This window comes from Streptomyces sp. NPDC048504, assembly GCF_043200035.1.
GTDB lineage: Bacteria > Actinomycetota > Actinomycetes > Streptomycetales > Streptomycetaceae > Streptomyces.
The window spans coordinates 234,376-251,177 of the sequence record NZ_JBICXA010000017.1 but is presented as its reverse complement, the minus strand read 5'-3'; the positions used below and the strand labels follow the sequence as shown (position 1 = coordinate 251,177).

Annotated in this window: 17 protein-coding genes and 1 pseudogene; 11 read left to right on the top strand and 7 right to left on the bottom strand. The window is 69.8% G+C overall.

All coding sequences use genetic code 11. The annotated features are described in order from the left end of the window. Window positions 1-818 precede the first annotated feature (818 nt). Window positions 819-1,958, bottom strand: a complete 1,140-nt coding sequence (locus ACGFY9_RS36325; protein WP_393761399.1) for a PucR family transcriptional regulator — start codon at window positions 1,956-1,958, stop codon at window positions 819-821. 86 nt (window positions 1,959-2,044) lie between these two features. On the opposite strand from ACGFY9_RS36325, the gene ACGFY9_RS36320 reads away from it, so the two are divergent. The 6 genes and pseudogenes from ACGFY9_RS36320 (at window position 2,045) to ACGFY9_RS36295 (ending at window position 7,712) form a co-directional block, all read left to right on the top strand. Continuing rightward, window positions 2,045-3,100 (top strand): ferredoxin reductase, encoded by a 1,056-nt coding sequence (locus ACGFY9_RS36320; RefSeq protein WP_393761397.1) that lies wholly within the window; start codon window positions 2,045-2,047, stop codon window positions 3,098-3,100. 7 nt (window positions 3,101-3,107) lie between these two features. Next, window positions 3,108-4,226, top strand: coding sequence for a fatty acid desaturase family protein (locus ACGFY9_RS36315; protein ID WP_393761395.1), 1,119 nt, complete (start codon window positions 3,108-3,110; stop codon window positions 4,224-4,226). A gap of 265 nt (window positions 4,227-4,491) precedes the next feature. Then, window positions 4,492-5,424: a transposase gene (locus ACGFY9_RS36310; protein ID WP_393761393.1), complete on the top strand. Its 933-nt coding sequence runs from the start codon at window positions 4,492-4,494 to the stop codon at window positions 5,422-5,424. After that, a complete protein-coding gene (locus ACGFY9_RS36305) occupies window positions 5,376-5,906 on the top strand; it encodes a hypothetical protein (RefSeq protein ID WP_393761473.1) in 531 nt (176 codons plus the stop codon). Before ACGFY9_RS36310 ends, ACGFY9_RS36305 begins: the two co-directional genes overlap by 49 nt. Window positions 5,907-6,124: 218 nt before the next feature. Then, a complete protein-coding gene (locus ACGFY9_RS36300) occupies window positions 6,125-6,628 on the top strand; it encodes an N-acetyltransferase (protein ID WP_393761391.1) in 504 nt (167 codons plus the stop codon). A gap of 244 nt (window positions 6,629-6,872) precedes the next feature. Beyond that, a pseudogene (locus tag ACGFY9_RS36295) lies at window positions 6,873-7,712 on the top strand (IS5 family transposase). A gap of 92 nt (window positions 7,713-7,804) precedes the next feature. On the opposite strand, the gene ACGFY9_RS36290 reads toward ACGFY9_RS36295, so the two are convergent. After that, window positions 7,805-8,503 carry a response regulator gene (locus tag ACGFY9_RS36290; protein ID WP_393761389.1) on the bottom strand — a complete coding sequence of 233 codons (699 nt, stop codon included), beginning with the start codon at window positions 8,501-8,503 and terminating at the stop codon, window positions 7,805-7,807. After that, on the bottom strand, window positions 8,500-9,756 hold the full coding sequence (locus tag ACGFY9_RS36285; RefSeq protein ID WP_393761387.1) for a sensor histidine kinase: 1,257 nt from the start codon (window positions 9,754-9,756) through the stop codon (window positions 8,500-8,502). Before ACGFY9_RS36285 ends, ACGFY9_RS36290 begins: the two co-directional genes overlap by 4 nt. Window positions 9,757-9,887: 131 nt before the next feature. Here ACGFY9_RS36285 and ACGFY9_RS36280 point away from each other — a divergent pair, with 131 nt between their 5' ends. The 3 genes from ACGFY9_RS36280 to ACGFY9_RS36270 all read left to right on the top strand — a co-directional run bounded on the left by ACGFY9_RS36280 (window position 9,888) and on the right by ACGFY9_RS36270 (window position 11,829). Continuing rightward, on the top strand, window positions 9,888-10,454 hold the full coding sequence (locus ACGFY9_RS36280; protein WP_393761385.1) for a class I SAM-dependent methyltransferase: 567 nt from the start codon (window positions 9,888-9,890) through the stop codon (window positions 10,452-10,454). Window positions 10,455-10,581: 127 nt separating this feature from the next. Continuing rightward, on the top strand, window positions 10,582-11,424 hold the full coding sequence (locus tag ACGFY9_RS36275; protein ID WP_393761383.1) for an FkbM family methyltransferase: 843 nt from the start codon (window positions 10,582-10,584) through the stop codon (window positions 11,422-11,424). A gap of 96 nt (window positions 11,425-11,520) precedes the next feature. Continuing rightward, the gene (locus ACGFY9_RS36270) at window positions 11,521-11,829 is read left to right on the top strand and encodes a transposase (RefSeq protein ID WP_393761381.1); all 309 of its coding nucleotides are present in this window, start codon (window positions 11,521-11,523) and stop codon (window positions 11,827-11,829) included. A gap of 157 nt (window positions 11,830-11,986) precedes the next feature. On the opposite strand, the gene ACGFY9_RS36265 is transcribed toward ACGFY9_RS36270, so the two are convergent. Further along, a complete protein-coding gene (locus ACGFY9_RS36265) occupies window positions 11,987-12,214 on the bottom strand; it encodes a hypothetical protein (RefSeq protein WP_393761379.1) in 228 nt (75 codons plus the stop codon). 51 nt (window positions 12,215-12,265) lie between these two features. Further along, a complete protein-coding gene (locus tag ACGFY9_RS36260; protein WP_393761377.1) occupies window positions 12,266-12,595 on the bottom strand; it encodes a TetR/AcrR family transcriptional regulator in 330 nt (109 codons plus the stop codon). A 39-nt stretch (window positions 12,596-12,634) separates the two neighbouring features. Here ACGFY9_RS36260 and ACGFY9_RS36255 point away from each other — a divergent pair, with 39 nt between their 5' ends. Then, entirely contained in the window at window positions 12,635-13,108 is a 474-nt protein-coding gene (locus tag ACGFY9_RS36255) for an alpha/beta fold hydrolase (RefSeq protein ID WP_393761375.1), read from the top strand. A gap of 316 nt (window positions 13,109-13,424) precedes the next feature. On the opposite strand, the gene ACGFY9_RS36250 is transcribed toward ACGFY9_RS36255, so the two are convergent. Together ACGFY9_RS36250 and ACGFY9_RS36245 are read right to left on the bottom strand one after the other, a co-directional pair. Continuing rightward, the gene (locus ACGFY9_RS36250; protein ID WP_393761373.1) at window positions 13,425-14,249 is read right to left on the bottom strand and encodes an SDR family oxidoreductase; all 825 of its coding nucleotides are present in this window, start codon (window positions 14,247-14,249) and stop codon (window positions 13,425-13,427) included. Between the two features lie 321 nt (window positions 14,250-14,570). After that, the gene (locus tag ACGFY9_RS36245; RefSeq protein WP_393761371.1) at window positions 14,571-15,449 is read right to left on the bottom strand and encodes an oxygenase MpaB family protein; all 879 of its coding nucleotides are present in this window, start codon (window positions 15,447-15,449) and stop codon (window positions 14,571-14,573) included. Window positions 15,450-15,610: 161 nt separating this feature from the next. Between ACGFY9_RS36245 and ACGFY9_RS36240 the strand changes: the two genes are divergently transcribed. Continuing rightward, complete coding sequence (locus tag ACGFY9_RS36240; protein ID WP_393761369.1) at window positions 15,611-16,801, top strand: RNA-guided endonuclease InsQ/TnpB family protein; 1,191 nt, start codon at window positions 15,611-15,613, stop codon at window positions 16,799-16,801. Window position 16,802 lies beyond the last annotated feature (1 nt).

Here is a 16,802-nt window from a genome sequence, read left to right as displayed (position 1 = left end):
CGCCACACATTCAGGTGACGACAAAACTCCCATGCACTCTCATTCCACCCTCTCAGATTCGACTGCGTGACCGCCGGAGATATCGCACCCGGAGTGCACTTCGGGTCCTCGCTCGGCTCGCCCTTGAGATACCGGTAGTGGCAGGAGCCCGCGGCCAGCTGCTGCTGCACCGTGTACGTCTTCTGCGCCCCCCCACCGCGATCGCCCACCGCGATCGCCCGCCCGGCCCCGCCGGCGGCCGACGGACCCGCCGAAGGGGTCCCGCTCCCTGACGCGCCCGCGTTCGGGTTTCCGAGCGTGGGCGAGCAGCCCGCGAGCACCAGGCAGGTCAACAGCACGGATGATCCGGCACGGCGGGTGGAATGCATGACGACCCCTCACGGGCAGGCGGAAGCTGAGCAGATGCTGCCCTACCCTCCTGCCGCCCTACCGCGCGGGGCACGGCATACGGGCGCACAGATGCCGCACGCCCGGCGCCGTCGGCGCGCAAGGCAGGAACCGCACCCCGCATATCGCCACTGCCCGTGAACCACGCGTGGGCGGGCAGGGACGGCTCAGATCACCGACCAGATACTCAACGAGCGGGCCGGTGCGCATCGTCCACCGGATCCGGTCCAGCCGAATCCGCCACCGCGCTTCTCAGAGACAGCGCCCACGACGGGCTTCCCGAGGCCATGTCCGGTCTTCAATATCAACCCCCGGTCTCAGCCGGCTGAGACCGCCCTTCCCCGGGCCGCATGCGCCAGTTGATCGCACCGAGAACGAGACACGATTCCCGGACCGCTCGCGGACGCGGTCATGGACGGTCGAAGTACGCATCAACTGACCCCAAGACCGACCGCCAGCGTCAGTTCAAGGACCCGGTGTGGCGATGAGAGATCCGGAAACAGCTCCCGCAGCTGCGCCATCCGGTACCGGACCGTCTGGGGATGGACGAACAACGCCGCCGCCACCTCGTCCCGCCTGCCCTGGTGCAGCAGCCACGCCCGCAACGTCTCCTCCAGCCGCCGCGCGGTCGCGACAGGCAAGGGCCGCAAGGGGGCGAGGGCTCGGGCACGCAGGTCTGCGAACGCGTCCGCGTCGGCGCTCAGCACCAGTTCGGGCAGGTGGTCCTCGGTGTCGCGGATATCAGGGGAGAGGGAGCGCGCGCGTAGGGCTCGTGCGTACGAGGCGGACGCACGAGTCCATGGCCGGGCCGGGCCGACCACGGCGGTACGGTCGGTCAGCTGCCGCAAGAGATGTGACCGGTCGGCGTCGGGGACGAGCATTACACCGGTGGCGTCCGGCATATCGTCGAGGACGAGGGTGCTCGGGTCGAGCGCGCGGTAGGCAGGCCGGGCCTGGGCGGCGGGCAGCAGGACGGCGGTCAGTGAAACCGGAGGCTGCCACCCGGCCCGCCCAGCAGAGGCCAGCAGCACGTCCGGGCTCGCGCCGGCGAGGAGGTCGCGGGCCAGGTGTTCCAGGTGGCGTTCCTGGTCCCTGCCCCGGGCGGCCAGTTCGTCGGCGTGGCCCGCGGCGCTCGCGGCGGAGAGCTCGTCGATGTAGGCGAAGGTCAGCTCGGCGAACTTGGCGACCTCGGCGGCGGGCAGCCCTGCGGGTACGGCACCCGCTGCCAGGCATCGCCAGGCCACGCGGGCACCGACGCGGTAGGCGCTGAGCAGGGCATCCATCGAACGGCCGTCGCGCACCTCGCCGCGGCCCAGCTCGTAGGCCGCGTCACCGGCGTCGCCGCCTGTGTCGTTCCCGCTCGCTAGGTCCAGGTAGTGCCCCAGGGCGGTGCGCACGGCTCGGCGGATGGTGGCGCCCATACGGCCCGCGAGGGCGTTGGCGTAGGAAGGGACCTCGTCGATGATCGCCTCGACGATCTCGTCGGCGGTGGTCCTCAGCGCGGCCCGAAGTGCGGTGACCGTCGTCTCATCCAGGGCCAGTTCGCTGGCCCTCCGAACTGCATGCCCCATATTTTGTTCCCTGCGAACAATTCAGCCGACCAGATTTACGTCCTGCGGTCAGGACTTTACGCCTTGGGGCGCAGCAGGCTGGGGTCATGACGAGTACAGCCCTCCGCAGCAGGGCGTGGAAACTGCTGGAGATGGTCACGACGCCGCTGCTGCCGTCGGACTACCTCGACCTGGTCAGCCCGCTGCGTGCGGGCGCTGACCTGCGTGGGCGCATCGAGGCCGTGCACCCCGAGACGGGTGACGCCGCGACCATCGTGATCAGGCCGGGACGGGGCTGGCGCGGCCACACGGCCGGTCAATATGTGCGGATCGGGGTCGACGTCGACGGGGTGCGCCTGTGGCGTGCCTACTCCATCACCTCGCCGACAGACCGCCAGGACGGCCGCGTCACGATCACCGTGAAGGCGATCCCGGACGGCAAGGTCAGCAACCACCTGGTCCGCAGGGCGAAACCGGGCACGCTGATCCAGCTCGACCAGCCGACCGGTGACTTCGTGCTGCCGCAGGCCAAGCCCGCCAAGGTGCTCTACCTGACGGCCGGCAGCGGCATCACGCCCGTGATGGGCATGCTGCGCGACACCGAGTTCGACGACGTCGTCATGGTCCACTGCGCGCCACAGCCGCACGACGTGATCTTCCGCGGCGAACTGCACGGCCTGGTCGGGGACAACAAGTTGCGGCTCACCGAGGTGCACACCGACACGGACGGCCAGCTCGACGTCGCCCGTCTCGACGAACTCGTGCCCGACTGGGCCGAGCGCGAGACCTGGGCCTGCGGGCCCGCGGGCCTGCTCGACGCCGCCGAAGAGCACTGGACCAAGCACGGCGTACAAGAACTCCTGCACACCGAACGCTTCCGGCCCAGCATCGTCGTCACCGGTGATGGCGGCGAGGTCACGTTCAGCGCCACCGGCAAAACCGTCGACGCGGACGGCGCCACGCCGTTGCTGGACATCGGCGAGGAGGCCGGCGTCCTCATGCCCTCCGGGTGCCGCATGGGCATCTGCTTCGGCTGCGTCACGCCGCTCAAGGCGGGCGCCGTCCGCGACCTGCGTACCGGCGAGATCACCGAGGCCGAGCCGGGCGTCCTCATCCAGACCTGCGTGTCCGCCGCCGCGGGCCCCTGCGACATCGAACGGTAGGAGCACCTTGACCGCCACCGACCCCACCGCCCACCTGACCGCGGACCAGATCGAGGAGCTCGGCCGCGAGCTGGACGCGATCCGCGACGAGGTGATCGCCGGCCGCGGCGAGAAGGACGCCGCCTACATCCGCAAGGTCATCTCGGCGCAGCGCAAGCTCGAACTGGCCAGCAGGGGCGTGCTGCTGTTCTCGATCTTCCCGCCCGCGTGGCTGCTCGGCACCGCCGGCCTGTCCGTGGCGAAGATCATGGACAACATGGAGATCGGCCACAACATCCTGCACGGCCAGTGGGACTGGATGCGGGACCCGAAGATCCACTCCACCACCTGGGAGTGGGATCACGTCTCGCCGTCCGAGCAGTGGAAGCACTCGCACAACGAACTGCACCACACGTACACCAACGTGATCGGCAAGGACAACGACCTCGGCTACGGCATCATGCGCGTCGACGAGGACCAGAGGTGGCACCCGTTCCACCTCGGCCAGCCGCTGTGGAACTTCATCAACGCCTGCTTCTTCGAGTACGGCATCGCAGCGTACGACCTGGAGCTCGGCAAGAACCTGAACAAGCACCGCCGCAAGAACCCCGAGTTCCGCGCGCGGGCCAAGGCCGTGGGCCGCAAGATCCGCAAGCAGGTGCTCAAGGACTACGTGATCCATCCGCTGCTGTCGGGCCCGTCGTTCCTCCCCACGCTCGCCGCCACGTTCACCGCGAACCTGGTCCGCAACATCTGGACCCACTCGGTGATCATGTGCGGGCACTTCCCCGAGGGCGTGCAGGTCTTCGAGCGCCGGTCGATCAAGGGCGAGACGCGCGGCCAGTGGTACCTGCGCCAGATGATGGGTTCGGCGAACATCAGCGGCAGCAGCGCCATGCACTTCATGACCGGCAACCTCTCGCACCAGATCGAGCACCACCTGTTCCCGGACCTGCCGAGCAACCGGTACGCCGAGGTCGCGGTGAAGGTGCGCGCGCTGTTCGCAAAGTACGAGCTGGAGTACGTCACCGGGCCGCTGCCCAAGCAGGTGTTCTCCGCGTGGCACAAGGTCTTCCGCCTCTCGCTGCCGAACAAGGAGCCCAACGCCAGGACTCCGGACCGCGAACAGGAGCTCGTCGCGGCCTGATTCCCGGTATCGGTTCAGATCTCCCGGGCGTACCGGCGCCACCGCCGGGTTCGGTGAGATCCGTTGCGGACGGCGGGCGACCGCGACATCAGACCGTACGACACGAGATCCGGGCAGCCCGTAGTCCGGCTGCGCCGCCTGGACGTACGCCAGGAGCTCAGCTTGGTGTTTAACCAAGGCCGTTCACCTGACCCGCTGATCTTGATTCGTTCCCGCGACAGCAGGGCGGCCGTTCTTCACGCTTCGAGGTGTCGAGCAACGTCGCGTGAAGGAACGGCCGCTGGTGAAGAGTCTCGCCGCTGAACAGTCCGCTGACGCCGCGTTGGGCGTCCTGTCCCATTTTCGTGTCGAGTTCTACGACTGCCTCTACACACGGGCGGATGCGCTCTTCGAGCTCACCGACGCGGTGCTGTGCTCGGACGGCCCGGTGACGTCGCTGGTCGAGCTGACGCTCACGGCCGAGCACCGGCGTGGGCACGGGGCGATGTACGACGCGGTCAACCACGGCTGGCTGGAACCGCGGCGCCTGCGCAGGCTGCTGGCCTCCACGCCGTTGCCGCGTGCCGCCGACGGGCGGATCGTCCTCGCGGTGGACGTGAGCAACTGGCTGCGACCCGATGCCCCCACCAGTCCGGAGTTGCTGTTCTGCCACGTCTACGGACGGGGCCGCAGCGCGGATCAGTTCATCCCGGGCTGGCCCTACTCCTTCGTCGCCGCCCTGGAGACGGGACGCACGTCCTGGACGGCCGTGCTGGACGCGATCCGGCTGGGGCCGTGCGACGATGCCACCGCGGTGACCGCCACCCAGCTGCGCGAGGTGGTCACCCGGCTGGTGCACGCCGGGCAGTGGCGGCTGGGCGACGCGGACATCCTCGTCGTCATGGACACCGGCTACGACGTCACCCGCCTCGCCTACGTCCTGGCCGACCTGCCGTCGAGCTGGTCGGCCGCCTGCGCTCGGACCGCGTCATGCTCCGGGACGCCGGCCCACGCCGCTCCACCCCGCGCGGCGGACAGCCCCGCAAGCACGGCGGCGTCCTCACCTTCTCCAAGCCGGAGTCCTGGCACACCCCTGACCAGGCCACGACGTGCGACACCACCCGCTACGGCACGGCCGAAGCCCTCGCCTGGGACCGGATGCACCCCGGCTTGCAGGCTCGTGGCCCCTGGCTCGACCACTGCGGCGAACTCCCTTTGATCCACGGCACGTTGATCCGGCTGAAGGTCGAGTACCTGCCCTGTGACCGCGACCCGAAACCGGTGTGGCTGTGGTCCTCGCGCACCGGCATGACCGGCGCGGACGTCGGCCTTCGCTGGCAGGCGTTCCTCCGCAGGTTCGATCTGGAACGCACCTTCCGGCTGTTCAAGCAGACCCTGGGCTGGACCGTCCCCAAGCTCCGCGATCCGCACACGGCCGACCTGCGGACCTGGCTGATCATCGCCGCCCACACGCAACTCCGCCTCGCCCGGCCCCTCGCCGAGGACCTCCTCCGGCCCTGGGAACGGCCCGCCGAGCCGCGTCGGCTCACCCCCGCCCGGGTCCGCCGGGGGTTCCGCCACCTCCGCGTGAAGACAGCCCGTCCCGCCGACGTGCCCAGACCCTCCAAGCCCGGCCCAGGACGCCCACCCGGCTCGAAGAACCGCAGGCCAGCCCCACGTCACGAGCCGGGAAGACCGTGAAACGAATCGAAACCCTCACCGAACACGTCCGCCTGAAACAGCAGCGAGGTTAATGATCAAGCTCAGAAGCCGTTGCCATACCGATCATGGAGTCTGTCGATCGAACGGCAGTCTCGATCGGGTGATCGCGGGCACTGCCCGGCCTGAGAGCAGGTCCTGGCGATATACGGGGAAAGTCCTGGGGAGCGGACCGCCGCGCGCTGCTACGGTCGGGCGCTATGAGCTGGCTCCCCGATGGCTTCGTCCATCCCGTCCTGGTAACGCTGCCGGGCAGTGGTCATCACCTGCGGCCGATCCGGGAGGCGGACACCCCGCTCGACTATCCGGCTGTGATGGGTTCGCGCGAGCGGCTGTGGACCATCTTCGGCCCGGCCTGGGGCTGGCCCGCGGCCACCATGACCTACGAGGCCGACCAGGCCGACCTGTTGCGGCACGAGAAGGAGATCGCGGCACACCAGTCTTTCAACTACGCGCTGTTCGACGCGGCGGAGACAGCTCTGCTCGGCTGCGTCTACATCGACCCACCGGAGAGGGCCGGCGCGGACGGCGAGATCTCCTGGTGGGTGGTGGACGAGCTGGTGGGCAGCAAGGTCGAGCAGGCCCTCGACGAACTGGTACCGCGGTGGATCGCCGCCGACTGGCCGTTCGCGCGGCCGCGCTTTCTCGGCCGCGAGATCTCCTGGCCGGACTGGCTCGCCCTGCCGGAGCACCCCGACGCGTAAACAGCTTTTGTCGTAATGCTCTGGGGACTTGGTACTCGAACGGCCTTCTCGATCGGGTGGTCGTCGGGTGCTCGGCGCCTGCGAGGAGGGCTTCCTGAGCAGCTCGCTGGTATCGAATCACCGAGCATCAGGAGGCCCTGGTGTCGCAGTCCTGCGTGCCGATGCCCGTGCTGCTCCCAACACGCCCCCGAGCGCCGCCCTTTGACCGCTGGTAGGGCCGGCGACGGTCGGCTACTTCGCAAACATGACCCCGCACGGCCCCTATCCCAGCGACCTGTCGGACGCCCGCTGGGAACTGATCGAGCCCGTCCTGACATCCTGGCGGAACCAGCCCCGCCCCCCGCGCACCGGACATCGCCCACCGCCCGAACACGACCTGCGCCAGATCATGAACGCCATCCTGTACGTGGACCGCACCGGCATCCCCTGGCGCTGCCTCCCGCACGACTTCCCGCCCTGGACCACGACCTACGGGTACTTCGCCAAGTGGCAACAGGACGGGGTGTCGAGCAGCTCACCGGCCTGCTGCGGCGCCTGGTCCACGAAGCCGAGGGCCGAAACGCGGAGCCATCGACCTGCGAGCTGGACTCCCAGACCATCAAGTCCTCCGCCAACGTGGACCTCGCGGACCAGGGCACGGACGCCGGGAAACGCATCGTCGGTCGCAGGCGCCACCTCGGCCGCGACACCCTCGGCCTGCTGCCGACCGTGCTGGTCAGCGCCGCCAGCGTCTCCGACTCCGCAACCGGCGTGACCCTGCTGTCCCGCATCGCCGCCACCCACCCGCACATCACGAAGGCCTGGGGTGGACGCGGGCCACAGCACCACTGCCATCGACCACGGAGGCCGCCTCGGTATCGACGTCCACCCCGTCCAACGCCCGCACGGCGCACGCGGGTTCACGATCATCCCGAGACGGTGGACAATCGAGCGCAGCATCGGCCGGCTCATGCACCACCAACGCCTCGCCCGCGACCACGAACCCCACCCGCACCGCTCCGAAGCCATGATCCATCTCGCCATGATCGACCTCATGACCCGCAGACTCACCGGCCAAGCCACCCTGAACCGGCGCGGAACCTGACCGGGACCAAACACGAATCACCGGACCGAACCCTCAGTCATACGCTCACCTCGACGACGCGCGGCCCCCGGGCACGATGTCCGTGTCACCGCTCAGTCCCCGACCCCCACCAGCCCGCTCTCGTAGGCGAAGATCACCGCGTGGATACGGTCCCGGAGGCCGAGTTTGGTCAGGATCCGACCGAGATGGGTCTTCACGGTCGTCTCCCCGACGAAAAGGCGGCCCGCGATCTCGCCGTTGGCCAGCCCCCGGGCCACCAGCGCAAGGACGTCACGTTCCCGCTCGGTGAGAACCGCCAGGCGGCCACGCTGGGCGGACACGGACGCGGGGGCATGCAGGACGAAGCGCTCGACCAGGCGCCGGGTCAGCGACGGCGCCACCATGACCTCGCCCCTCAGCACCGCACGGACGGTCACCAGGATCTCCTCGGCGGGGGCATCCTTGACGAGGAAGCCGTTCGCACCGGCACGCAGCGCCGCGTAGGCGTACTCGTCGAGGTCGAAGGTGGTGACGACGAGGATGCGGGGCCCGTCGGGCTGCGCGCAGAGGTGTTCGGTCGCTGCGAGCCCGTCCAGACCGGGCATGCGTACGTCCATGAGGACGAGGTCCGGGTTCAGGGCGGCCACCCCCGCGATCGCCGCAGCGCCATCGGCGGCCTCGCCCACCACGGTGAGATCGGGCTGGCTGTCGACGACCATGCGCAGCCCCATCCGGATCAGCTCCTGGTCGTCGCAGATCAGCACCCGCGACGACGGCGTGGTGCGATGCGGGGTCAGGGGCAGGTCGTTCATGGAGTCGTCGCGGTCGGCTCGGGTCCGGCAGGGAGCAGGGTGGCGGCGACCTGGTAGCCGCCGTCGGGTGTGGGCCCGGCGTCGACGCGCCCGCCGTACAGGGCGGCTCGCTCGCGCATGCCGGTGAGTCCGCGACCGGACGGGAGCAGCGGAGCCGGACGTCGGCCATCGGCTCCGGCCGAGTTCTCCACCCTGACGCGGATCAGTCGCCCGGGCCCCTGTCTGCCGGTGTCGACCCGCACATGAACCGTGGCGTCCGGCGGCGCGTGCTTGACCACATTGGTGAGTGCCTCCTGCACGATGCGGTACGTCTGCAGAGTGACATCCGCCGCGAGGCCCTCCCGCTCACCGCGCAGGTCCACCAGGGCGCGCCTGCCGCTCGTGTCGAGGCGTCCGACCAGTCGCCGCAGATCGGCCCAGAGGTGTTCGCCGACCCCGTCGGGACCAGGGCCGCAGGCACCGGCCGAGGCGTCCGGGCCGGGGGTGCGCAGCACCTCCAGCAGTCGGCGCAGTTCGCCCAGGGCCTCGCGGCCGGTCGCGCTGATGACGCCCAGGGTGCGATCGACGACGGCGGGGTCGACCTGCCGCATCAGCCTGCCTCCCTCGGCGTTCAGCACCATCACGCTCACGCTGTGCGCGAGGACGTCGTGGATCTCACGGGCGATGCGTGCCCGTTCCTCGGCCACGGCGACCTTGGCCAGGGCGAGGCGTTCCGACTCGGCGAGCGCGGCCCGCCGCTCGAACTCGGCGGCATAGGCACGCCGGGCACGGACGTACTCGCCGAACACCCAGGCCCCGGCCAGCAGGAGCCCCACCGCGAGCGGAGTGAGCCAGGCCCCCCGGGCACCCGGCCCGCCGTAGTCCCGCTGCCACGCGGGAATCCACAGCACGACGCAGCCGGCGGCACAGACCACCGTCGCCGCGGCGGCGCGGCGCAGGCCACGCACCGTCAGGGTGGCCACGACCGCGGCCAGGGCGACAGCACCGCGTCCCGGTTCCTGTCCCCACACCTGCCCGAGGAACTGCACCCAGAACCCGGCTGTCACCAGGATCGCGACTAGCACAGGCCGACGGCGGCGCCACAACAGCGGCAACACCAGGGCCACGTACACACCCGCCTGTACCCAGACCGGCCGCCAGCCCGGCTGCGGCCGGATCACCGGAGGCACCGCCACCAGCACGACCAACAGGGCGTCGGTCAGCCACGGGTAGCTCCACCGCAGGCGGGACAAGGTCTCGATCAGCCGAAGCACCACTTCACGCTACGGCCGGGCCCGCTCCCCCACATCGTCCCGGCGGGCGTCATGGGGTCCTCCCACGGTCGTACACGGACCGGCCGGGAACACGACGTACGGCCACCCGAAGTGCTTCGACCATGGCCGCCATGTCGATCACCGCCGAATTCCTCCGACGCCCCCTCATGACCGGTGCCGTAGCAGCCAGTTCACGACGCCTCGCGTACGCGATGACCGAGAGCATCGGCCTCGAAAAGGCCCGGCTCGTGGTCGAACTCGGCCCGGGAACAGGGGTGTTCACCGACGCGATCCTCGCCCGGCTCGCACCCGACGCGCGACTCGTCGCGATCGAGCTCAACCCGGTGCTCGCGGCACGGCTGTCGGCCACCCGGCGCGACACACGCCTGACCGTGATACGGGGTTCGGCCGCCGAGTTGACCGCGACGGTAGGCGGACCAGCCGACGCGGTGGTCTCCGGACTGCCCTGGACCGTCATGCCCCGCGAACAGCGCCGGCTCATCCTGGACGCCGTGACCGAAGTCCTCACGCCAGGCGGCCACTTCACCACCTTCGCCTATCTCCACGCGGCCTGGACCCCACCCGCCCGCCACTTCACCGCCGACCTCGCCCGCCGCTTCAGCCGGTTGGAACGCTCGACCGTGGTCTGGGCGAACCTCCCACCCGCCTTCGTGCACCGCGCCACCCACACCCCATAACCACAACCACCACCACCGCAGCCGGTCCCACGCCGGCGCCGGTGGGGCGACGATCCGTCAGGGCCTCACGGCCGTCCCGGCCTGCGGAGCTGGATTGTCGGCCCCAACCCTGATACATCACGTTGTCATGGCCATGAATGCGATGGAACTGCACAGCATCAATCGCTGGGAGGCGTCCTTCCTCCGCGAGGAGGTGGGCGGCTACTTCGCCCACGGCATCGAGTGCGCACCGGGCGCGACGGTACTCGACGTGGGCGCCAACATCGGCGTGTTCTCGGCCGCCGTGTACGAACGGCTGGACGGAGACGTGCGGATCTACGCCTTCGAGCCGATGCCGCCACTCCACGCGACACTCGAACGCAACGCCCGCGAGTTCTTCAACGGACGCCTGACCGCGCTCCCCTACGGCCTGGCGTCCCGTGACGACGAGCTCGACTTCAGCTACATTCCGGCCGCCACGATCTTCTCGTCCTCCTCACGGGACCAGGGGAACATCGAGGACGAGCGGCGCCGGGTCACCGCCAGCGTCGTCGAAATGATCCGCCAGGGCGGCCTGGGACCGGTCCTGCGCCGCATACCCGCCCCCGTCCTCACCGTTCTCATCAGCCGCAAGCTGCGGGTGCTGCGGCAACTGGAGACACACCGAGTGAAGGTCAGACCCCTGTCATCGGTGCTCGACGAGCAAGGCATCGACCACGTCGACCTGCTCAAGGTCGATGTGGAAGGCGCCGAACTCGAGGTGCTCAGAGGCATCGAGGAACGCCATTGGCCGCTGGTCCGCCAGGCCGTCGTCGAGGTCGAGCACTGGCAGCACCACCGCGACACGGTCTGTGAGGTCCTCCTCACCCACGGCTTCACCGTCAGCACCGAGCAGGACCCGGTGCAGCGGGCCGGCGACATCGGCATGGTGTTCGCGGTCAGGCCAGAACCACACGCAACGCACGGCACCCAGGGATGTGTCAACGACTGACACAAAGAGGCTGATCGGTCCTGATGGCCTTGCCCGGGGCGGGAGTTGGACGTTCGGTCCGACGCGGGCACGTCGCCGTGTACCGTGCCGGATGAGGTGCGGGACTGCTTGGAGCCGTTGCTGCCGCAGCGCGAGCGCAGCTTCCGGTATCCGGACCGCGAGGCATTGCCGGACCGCGAGGTACGGTGCGGGATCCGGTACGTGCCGCATGCCGGGATCCAGCGGGAGTACCTGCCGCAGGAGTTGGGCTTCGGCTCGGGCATGACGTGCTGGCGCCGGTTGCGGGACGGGAACGAGGCCGGTGTCCGGCAGCGGCCGCACGAGGTCCCGCCAGCCGAGCCGAACGCGGCCTCACACCCGAGCCGGTCCCCCGCGCGGCTGGCTCCTCCCTCGCCCAGGCGTTAAAGCGTTCGGGCGATAAAGAGGGGGCGGCACACGGGGCCGCCGCCGGTCGACCGGGGCCGGCCCAGCTCGCAACGCCACTGGACCCGGAGTCCCTTGACCAGACGGGTTCACCAGCCTCGTGTCGCGGCGGCGGCACGGACGCGATCGGGCCTTCCGCCTATCGCGGCCCCGACGGTCCGGCCAGCCGGTTCGGCACAGCCTCGGCATTCCTGGCCGCGGCCGCCGCGACGGCTGCCATGTCCTCGCCCGAGAAGCCGGCGCGGCTCAGCACCGCCAGAGACTTGTTCGTCGCCAGCGTGCACAACGCCGGCTCCGCCGCCTCCCGCTCACCCGCCCCCGCCGCCCGCGACGCCTGCTCCAGCCTCGCCCGCAAGCCGTCGATCATGGCGCGGACCATCGCCTGCCCCTCCGCGTCGAGCGCCGGGAACTGCGCCGCCTACACCGTGAGCGGGCAGCCGTCCGGGACCGCCGGGTCGGCGATACGGTTCAGCGCGACCTGCAGGTAGGCGGCCACAACGGCGCCCGGGCCCGGGTGGGGGCCCCACAGTGCCCGCTCGTACAGCGGGTGGTAGGTCTGCGCGTACCGCTGGAGGCTTTTGCGGAAGAGGGCGCTCTTGCCGCCGAAGGTGCCGTAAAGCGAGACCCGGCCCAGGCCCGTGCCCTCGGCCAGACGGTCGATCGAGGCCTCCGAATAACTCCAGCGCCAGAAGACATGCATCGCACGTCGTAGCGCCTCGTCCACGTCGAACTGCTTGCGGCCTGCCATGGTCCCTCACCCCACACATCTTGTAACGATCGTTCAAAGATGGACAGGGCCGCCGGCATGACAACCTTGCGCTCGCTGCGACTGCCCGACGGATTCCCCGACGTCTGCACCAGCCGGCGCATGGAGGTGAACGGACTGCGGCTGCACGCGGTCACCGGCGGGAACGGCCCGGCCCTGCTGCTGATCGGCGGATGGCCCCAGACCTGGTACGCCTGGCGAGAGGTGATGCCCGCACTCGCCCGCCGGCACACCGTCGAAGCCGTCGACCCGCGCGGCACCGGGCTCTCCGACAAACCCGACGACGGATACGACGCCAGCACCCTGGCCGCCGGCCTGGCCGCGCTGATGGCCGCGCTCGGAGACGACCAATTCGACGTGGCCGGCCACGACATCGGCACATGGACCGGATACGCACTCGCCGCCGACCACCCCCTAGCGGGTGGGCCGCCTCGCCATCATCGAAGCGCTGAAACCCGGCCTCACCCCCCGCTCTTCGGCCCGGCCGCGGCGTAACGCGGGACGATTCTGAAAGACACCGAAAGGCTCGTCTGCGCAGGCCAGAGGCGGAAGTTGCCGAATCACCGCAGGTCAGCGCCCCCAGGTAGACAACGTCAAGAAGATCTCCTCGGCGACCGACGTACAGCACCGCGAGGTCGCCGACCTGTCACGAGCAGGTGGGGGACCGCGACCAGAGGCATCACTCCTGATCACGCAGTGAGTGCCACCCCGGAAGGGGGCCGGCCGGATTCACTCCAGTCGACCCCTTCATCGCGCGCACTCACCTGCGCGCACGGCTGTCCCGCCCGTTCGCCGCGTCTCCCTGCCCGGCTCAGCCCTGCGCCAGCTCTGCCACGGGCTGCCACTTCTCCCACACCGCGAGACGCTGCTCGTAGTCGGCCTTGGCAATGCCCAGCGGCGCCGAGCCGAAGAAGCAGCGCAGTGGCGGCTCGTCGGCGTCGACGATCTCCAGTACGGCAGCGGCGGACGCGGTCGGATCGCCCGGCGTGCCGACGCGCTTGCGGCGCTGCTCCTGCACTTGCTTGTGGAAGTCGGCGTATGCGGGCAACGGCTCGGAGGTGCTTGACGAGGAGCCCGCCCAGTCGGTGGCGAACCCACCGGGCTCGATCAGTGTGACCTTGATGCCGAACGGCGCCACTTCCTGGGCCAAAGCCTGGCTCATGCCTTCGAGCGCCCACTTCGACGCGTGATAGATCCCGACCAGCGGGAAGGCGCTGATGCCTCCGATGGATGAGACCTGGAGGATGTGGCCGCTGCCCTGCTCGCGCAAGAACGGCAGCGCCGCCTGCGTGATCCACAGCGCGCCGAACAGGTTGGTCTCCAGTTGCGCACGCGCTTCGGACTCGGTGAGTTCCTCGACCATGCCGAAATGGCCGTAACCAGCATTGTTGACCACCACGTCGAGGCGCCCGAACCGCTCGTGCGCCTGCCGTACGGCGGCGAAGTCGGCGTCACGGTCCGTCACGTCGAGGCGCAAGGGCAGCAGCCGTTCTCCGTGCTCCGCGCGAAGGTCCTCCAGCATGGAAAGGTCACGGGCGGTCGCGGCAACCGAATCGCCGCGTTCGAGGGCGGCGATGGCCCACTCCCTGCCGAAGCCGCGTGAGGCACCGGTGATGAACCAGATCTTCTGCGTCATGGTGTGCTCCTCAGGGAAACTCGTCAGCCGTAGCGTCAGTACATCGCGGTGTTCCAACCACCAGACAACACTCAGCTCGCAACGCACGCCACACCAACCGGGGACGAATCAACTCCACCGCTCCCGACAACCTCCAGAGTCAGCGGGCACACGGATCCGGAACACCTCGCCCGCTCCAGGCAGTTGCAGGCCTCCGCACGCGCCGCCGACCTCATCGAGAACACGCTGACCGCTTGAACCCGCACTCCCGCTGAGAAGAAAACCCGGTCAGCAGAAGGACCCGCCGAGTCCACTCCGCGACCGGAGAAGCCAGCCGCCGCCTCATGCGCTCCCCGGACGTGGCGCCGGTGCCAGCGCCCACCGGATCATCGAGGTGAGGACGGAGCCGAGCGGGCGCACACACAGCGCGTCCACCGCCGCGACTCGGGGCAACCACAGTTCCCGCGCCGCCCAACGCGGCAGGAGCGAGACTGCGTTCGCGGCGAGCGCACCATAGGGCAGACGCACCGCGAGAGGCAGCGGCGGGTTCAGGAGGAGAAAGCGTGCCGTGTCGTGTGCCTGCGGGGTCGCTTCCAGCTCCGGGCGGTACGCGAGAAGACGCTCGGCCAGCTCGGCGCGGTTGCGCGGCGGATCGGGCACTCCGAGCGCGACGGCGACCCTGGCGGTGTTCTCCACGTACCCGTCGCACTCCGCATCCGTCAGCGGGCGCGCCCCGTAGCGCTGGTGAGCCCGCAGGAAGCTGTCCACCTCGGCCACGTGGACCCAGCAGAGCAGGTGCGGGTCGGAGGCGTGGTAGGCCTCACCCCGGTCGGTCTCGCCGCGCACCCTCTCGTGCACGGCCCGGACCTGGTCACAGGCCCGCTGTGCCTGCTCGGCGGTGCCGTATGTCGTCGTGGCCAGGAAGGTACTGGTCCGTTGCAGTCGGCCCCAAGGGTCACCGCGGAAACCGGAGTGGGCGGACACGGCCGCCATGGCCAGCGGATGCAGCGACTGGAGGAGCAGGGCGGACAGCCCGCCAATGAACATCGAGGCGTCACCGTGCACGCGGCGGACAGGCTGCTCAGGTCCGAACCAGCGCGGGCCGGGGGTGTCGTGGATCCGGGCACGGTTGCGCGGGCCGTCCGGTCCGGCGACACGAGCGAACACAGCGGCGCCCAACCACTCCCGCGGGCCGGGACACCCGGCGATGGTGGCTTTCATCGGGGCTCTCCTTCGTGGATACCCCCGGGTTCAGCCGGGGGAGGAAACGAAGCTCCCGCGAAGCAGGACAGGGAAAGCCGGTTCGCCGTCAGAGCGGACCGGCGTGCGCCTTCCACCGGCCAACACCCGCCGCTCACACGGGGGTTGATACGGTGTGAGGTATGGCGCGGCAGGTCAAGCGGGCGTTCAGGTACCGCTGTTACCCCACGGACGAGCAGGCGGCGGAGTTGTCGCGTACGTTCGGCTGCGTCCGTCTCGTCTACAACAAGGCGCTGGAAGAGCGCACCCGGGCCTGGTACGAGCAGCGCCGCGTCTCCTACGTGCAGTCGTCGGCCGCGCTGACTCAGTGGAAGAAGACAGAGGAACTGGCGTTCCTGACGGAGGTGTCCTCGGTCCCGCTCCAGCAGGCGCTGCGCCACCTCCAGACGGCGTTCGGGAACTTCTTCGCCCAGCGTGCGAAGTACCCGCGCTTCAAGTCCCGGAAGACATCCCGGGCGTCGGCCGAGTACACGCGGAGCGCCTTCACGTGGCGCGAGGGCCGTATGACTCTGGCGAAGATGGCCGGTGCGCTGGACATCTGCTGGTCGCGTCCGCTCCCGGAGGGCAGCGAGCCGACGACGGTGACGGTGTCCCGCAACGCGGCGGGGCGTTGGTTCGTGTCGCTGCTGTGCCAGGACACCATCGCGCCGGCCGCCGCGACCACGGCGGCCGTCGGCCTGGACGCCGGGATCACCTCCCTCGTGACGCTCTCCACCGGGGAGAAAGTCGCCAACCCCAAGCATGAGAGGCGTGACCGCGCCCGTCTCGCGAAGGCGCAGCGGGAACTGTCCCGCAAGGCCCAGGGCTCCGCGAACCGCGAGAAGGCCCGTCGCAAGGTCGCCCGCGTGCATGCGCGGATCGCCGACCGGCGCCGCGACCACCTGCACAAGCTGTCGACTCGCCTCGTCCGTGAGAACCAAACGGTCATGATCGAGGACCTCACCGTCCGCAACCTGCTGAAGAACGGCACGCTCGCACGCGCCATCAGTGACGCGTCGTGGACGCACCTGCGCTCGATGCTGGAGTACAAGTGCGCCTGGTACGGGCGCGAACTCGTCGTGATCGACCGCTGGTTCCCCAGCAACAAGCTGTGCGGGGCCGGCGGCACGGTCGCGGCGAAGATACCGCTGAACGCCCGCGCGTGGACGTGTGATTGCGGCGCCGTGCACGACCGCGACATCAACGCGGCCCGCAACATCCTGGCCGCCGGGCTGGCCGTCTCTGCCTGTGGAGCCGGTGTAAGACCTCAACGGGAGTCCTCCCGGACGGGGCAGTCGTCGGTAAAACAGGAACCCCTACAGCGCGAGCCGTAGG

What these genes read in the sequence shown, in the direction of transcription:
- ACGFY9_RS36245 (WP_393761371.1), bottom strand. Translation starts at nt 15,449, where the DNA reads ATGAAAGCCACCATCGCCGGGTGTCCCGGCCCGCGGGAGTGGTTGGGC.
- ACGFY9_RS36250 (WP_393761373.1), bottom strand. Translation starts at nt 14,249, where the DNA reads ATGACGCAGAAGATCTGGTTCATCACCGGTGCCTCACGCGGCTTCGGC.
- ACGFY9_RS36260 (WP_393761377.1), bottom strand. Translation starts at nt 12,595, where the DNA reads ATGGCAGGCCGCAAGCAGTTCGACGTGGACGAGGCGCTACGACGTGCG.
- ACGFY9_RS36255 (WP_393761375.1), top strand. Translation starts at nt 12,635, where the DNA reads ATGGACAGGGCCGCCGGCATGACAACCTTGCGCTCGCTGCGACTGCCC.
- ACGFY9_RS36265 (WP_393761379.1), bottom strand. Translation starts at nt 12,214, where the DNA reads ATGATCGACGGCTTGCGGGCGAGGCTGGAGCAGGCGTCGCGGGCGGCG.
- ACGFY9_RS36300 (WP_393761391.1), top strand. Translation starts at nt 6,125, where the DNA reads ATGAGCTGGCTCCCCGATGGCTTCGTCCATCCCGTCCTGGTAACGCTG.
- ACGFY9_RS36325 (WP_393761399.1), bottom strand. Translation starts at nt 1,958, where the DNA reads ATGGGGCATGCAGTTCGGAGGGCCAGCGAACTGGCCCTGGATGAGACG.
- ACGFY9_RS36240 (WP_393761369.1), top strand. Translation starts at nt 15,611, where the DNA reads ATGGCGCGGCAGGTCAAGCGGGCGTTCAGGTACCGCTGTTACCCCACG.
- ACGFY9_RS36320 (WP_393761397.1), top strand. Translation starts at nt 2,045, where the DNA reads ATGACGAGTACAGCCCTCCGCAGCAGGGCGTGGAAACTGCTGGAGATG.
- ACGFY9_RS36290 (WP_393761389.1), bottom strand. Translation starts at nt 8,503, where the DNA reads ATGAACGACCTGCCCCTGACCCCGCATCGCACCACGCCGTCGTCGCGG.
- ACGFY9_RS36275 (WP_393761383.1), top strand. Translation starts at nt 10,582, where the DNA reads ATGGCCATGAATGCGATGGAACTGCACAGCATCAATCGCTGGGAGGCG.
- ACGFY9_RS36280 (WP_393761385.1), top strand. Translation starts at nt 9,888, where the DNA reads ATGTCGATCACCGCCGAATTCCTCCGACGCCCCCTCATGACCGGTGCC.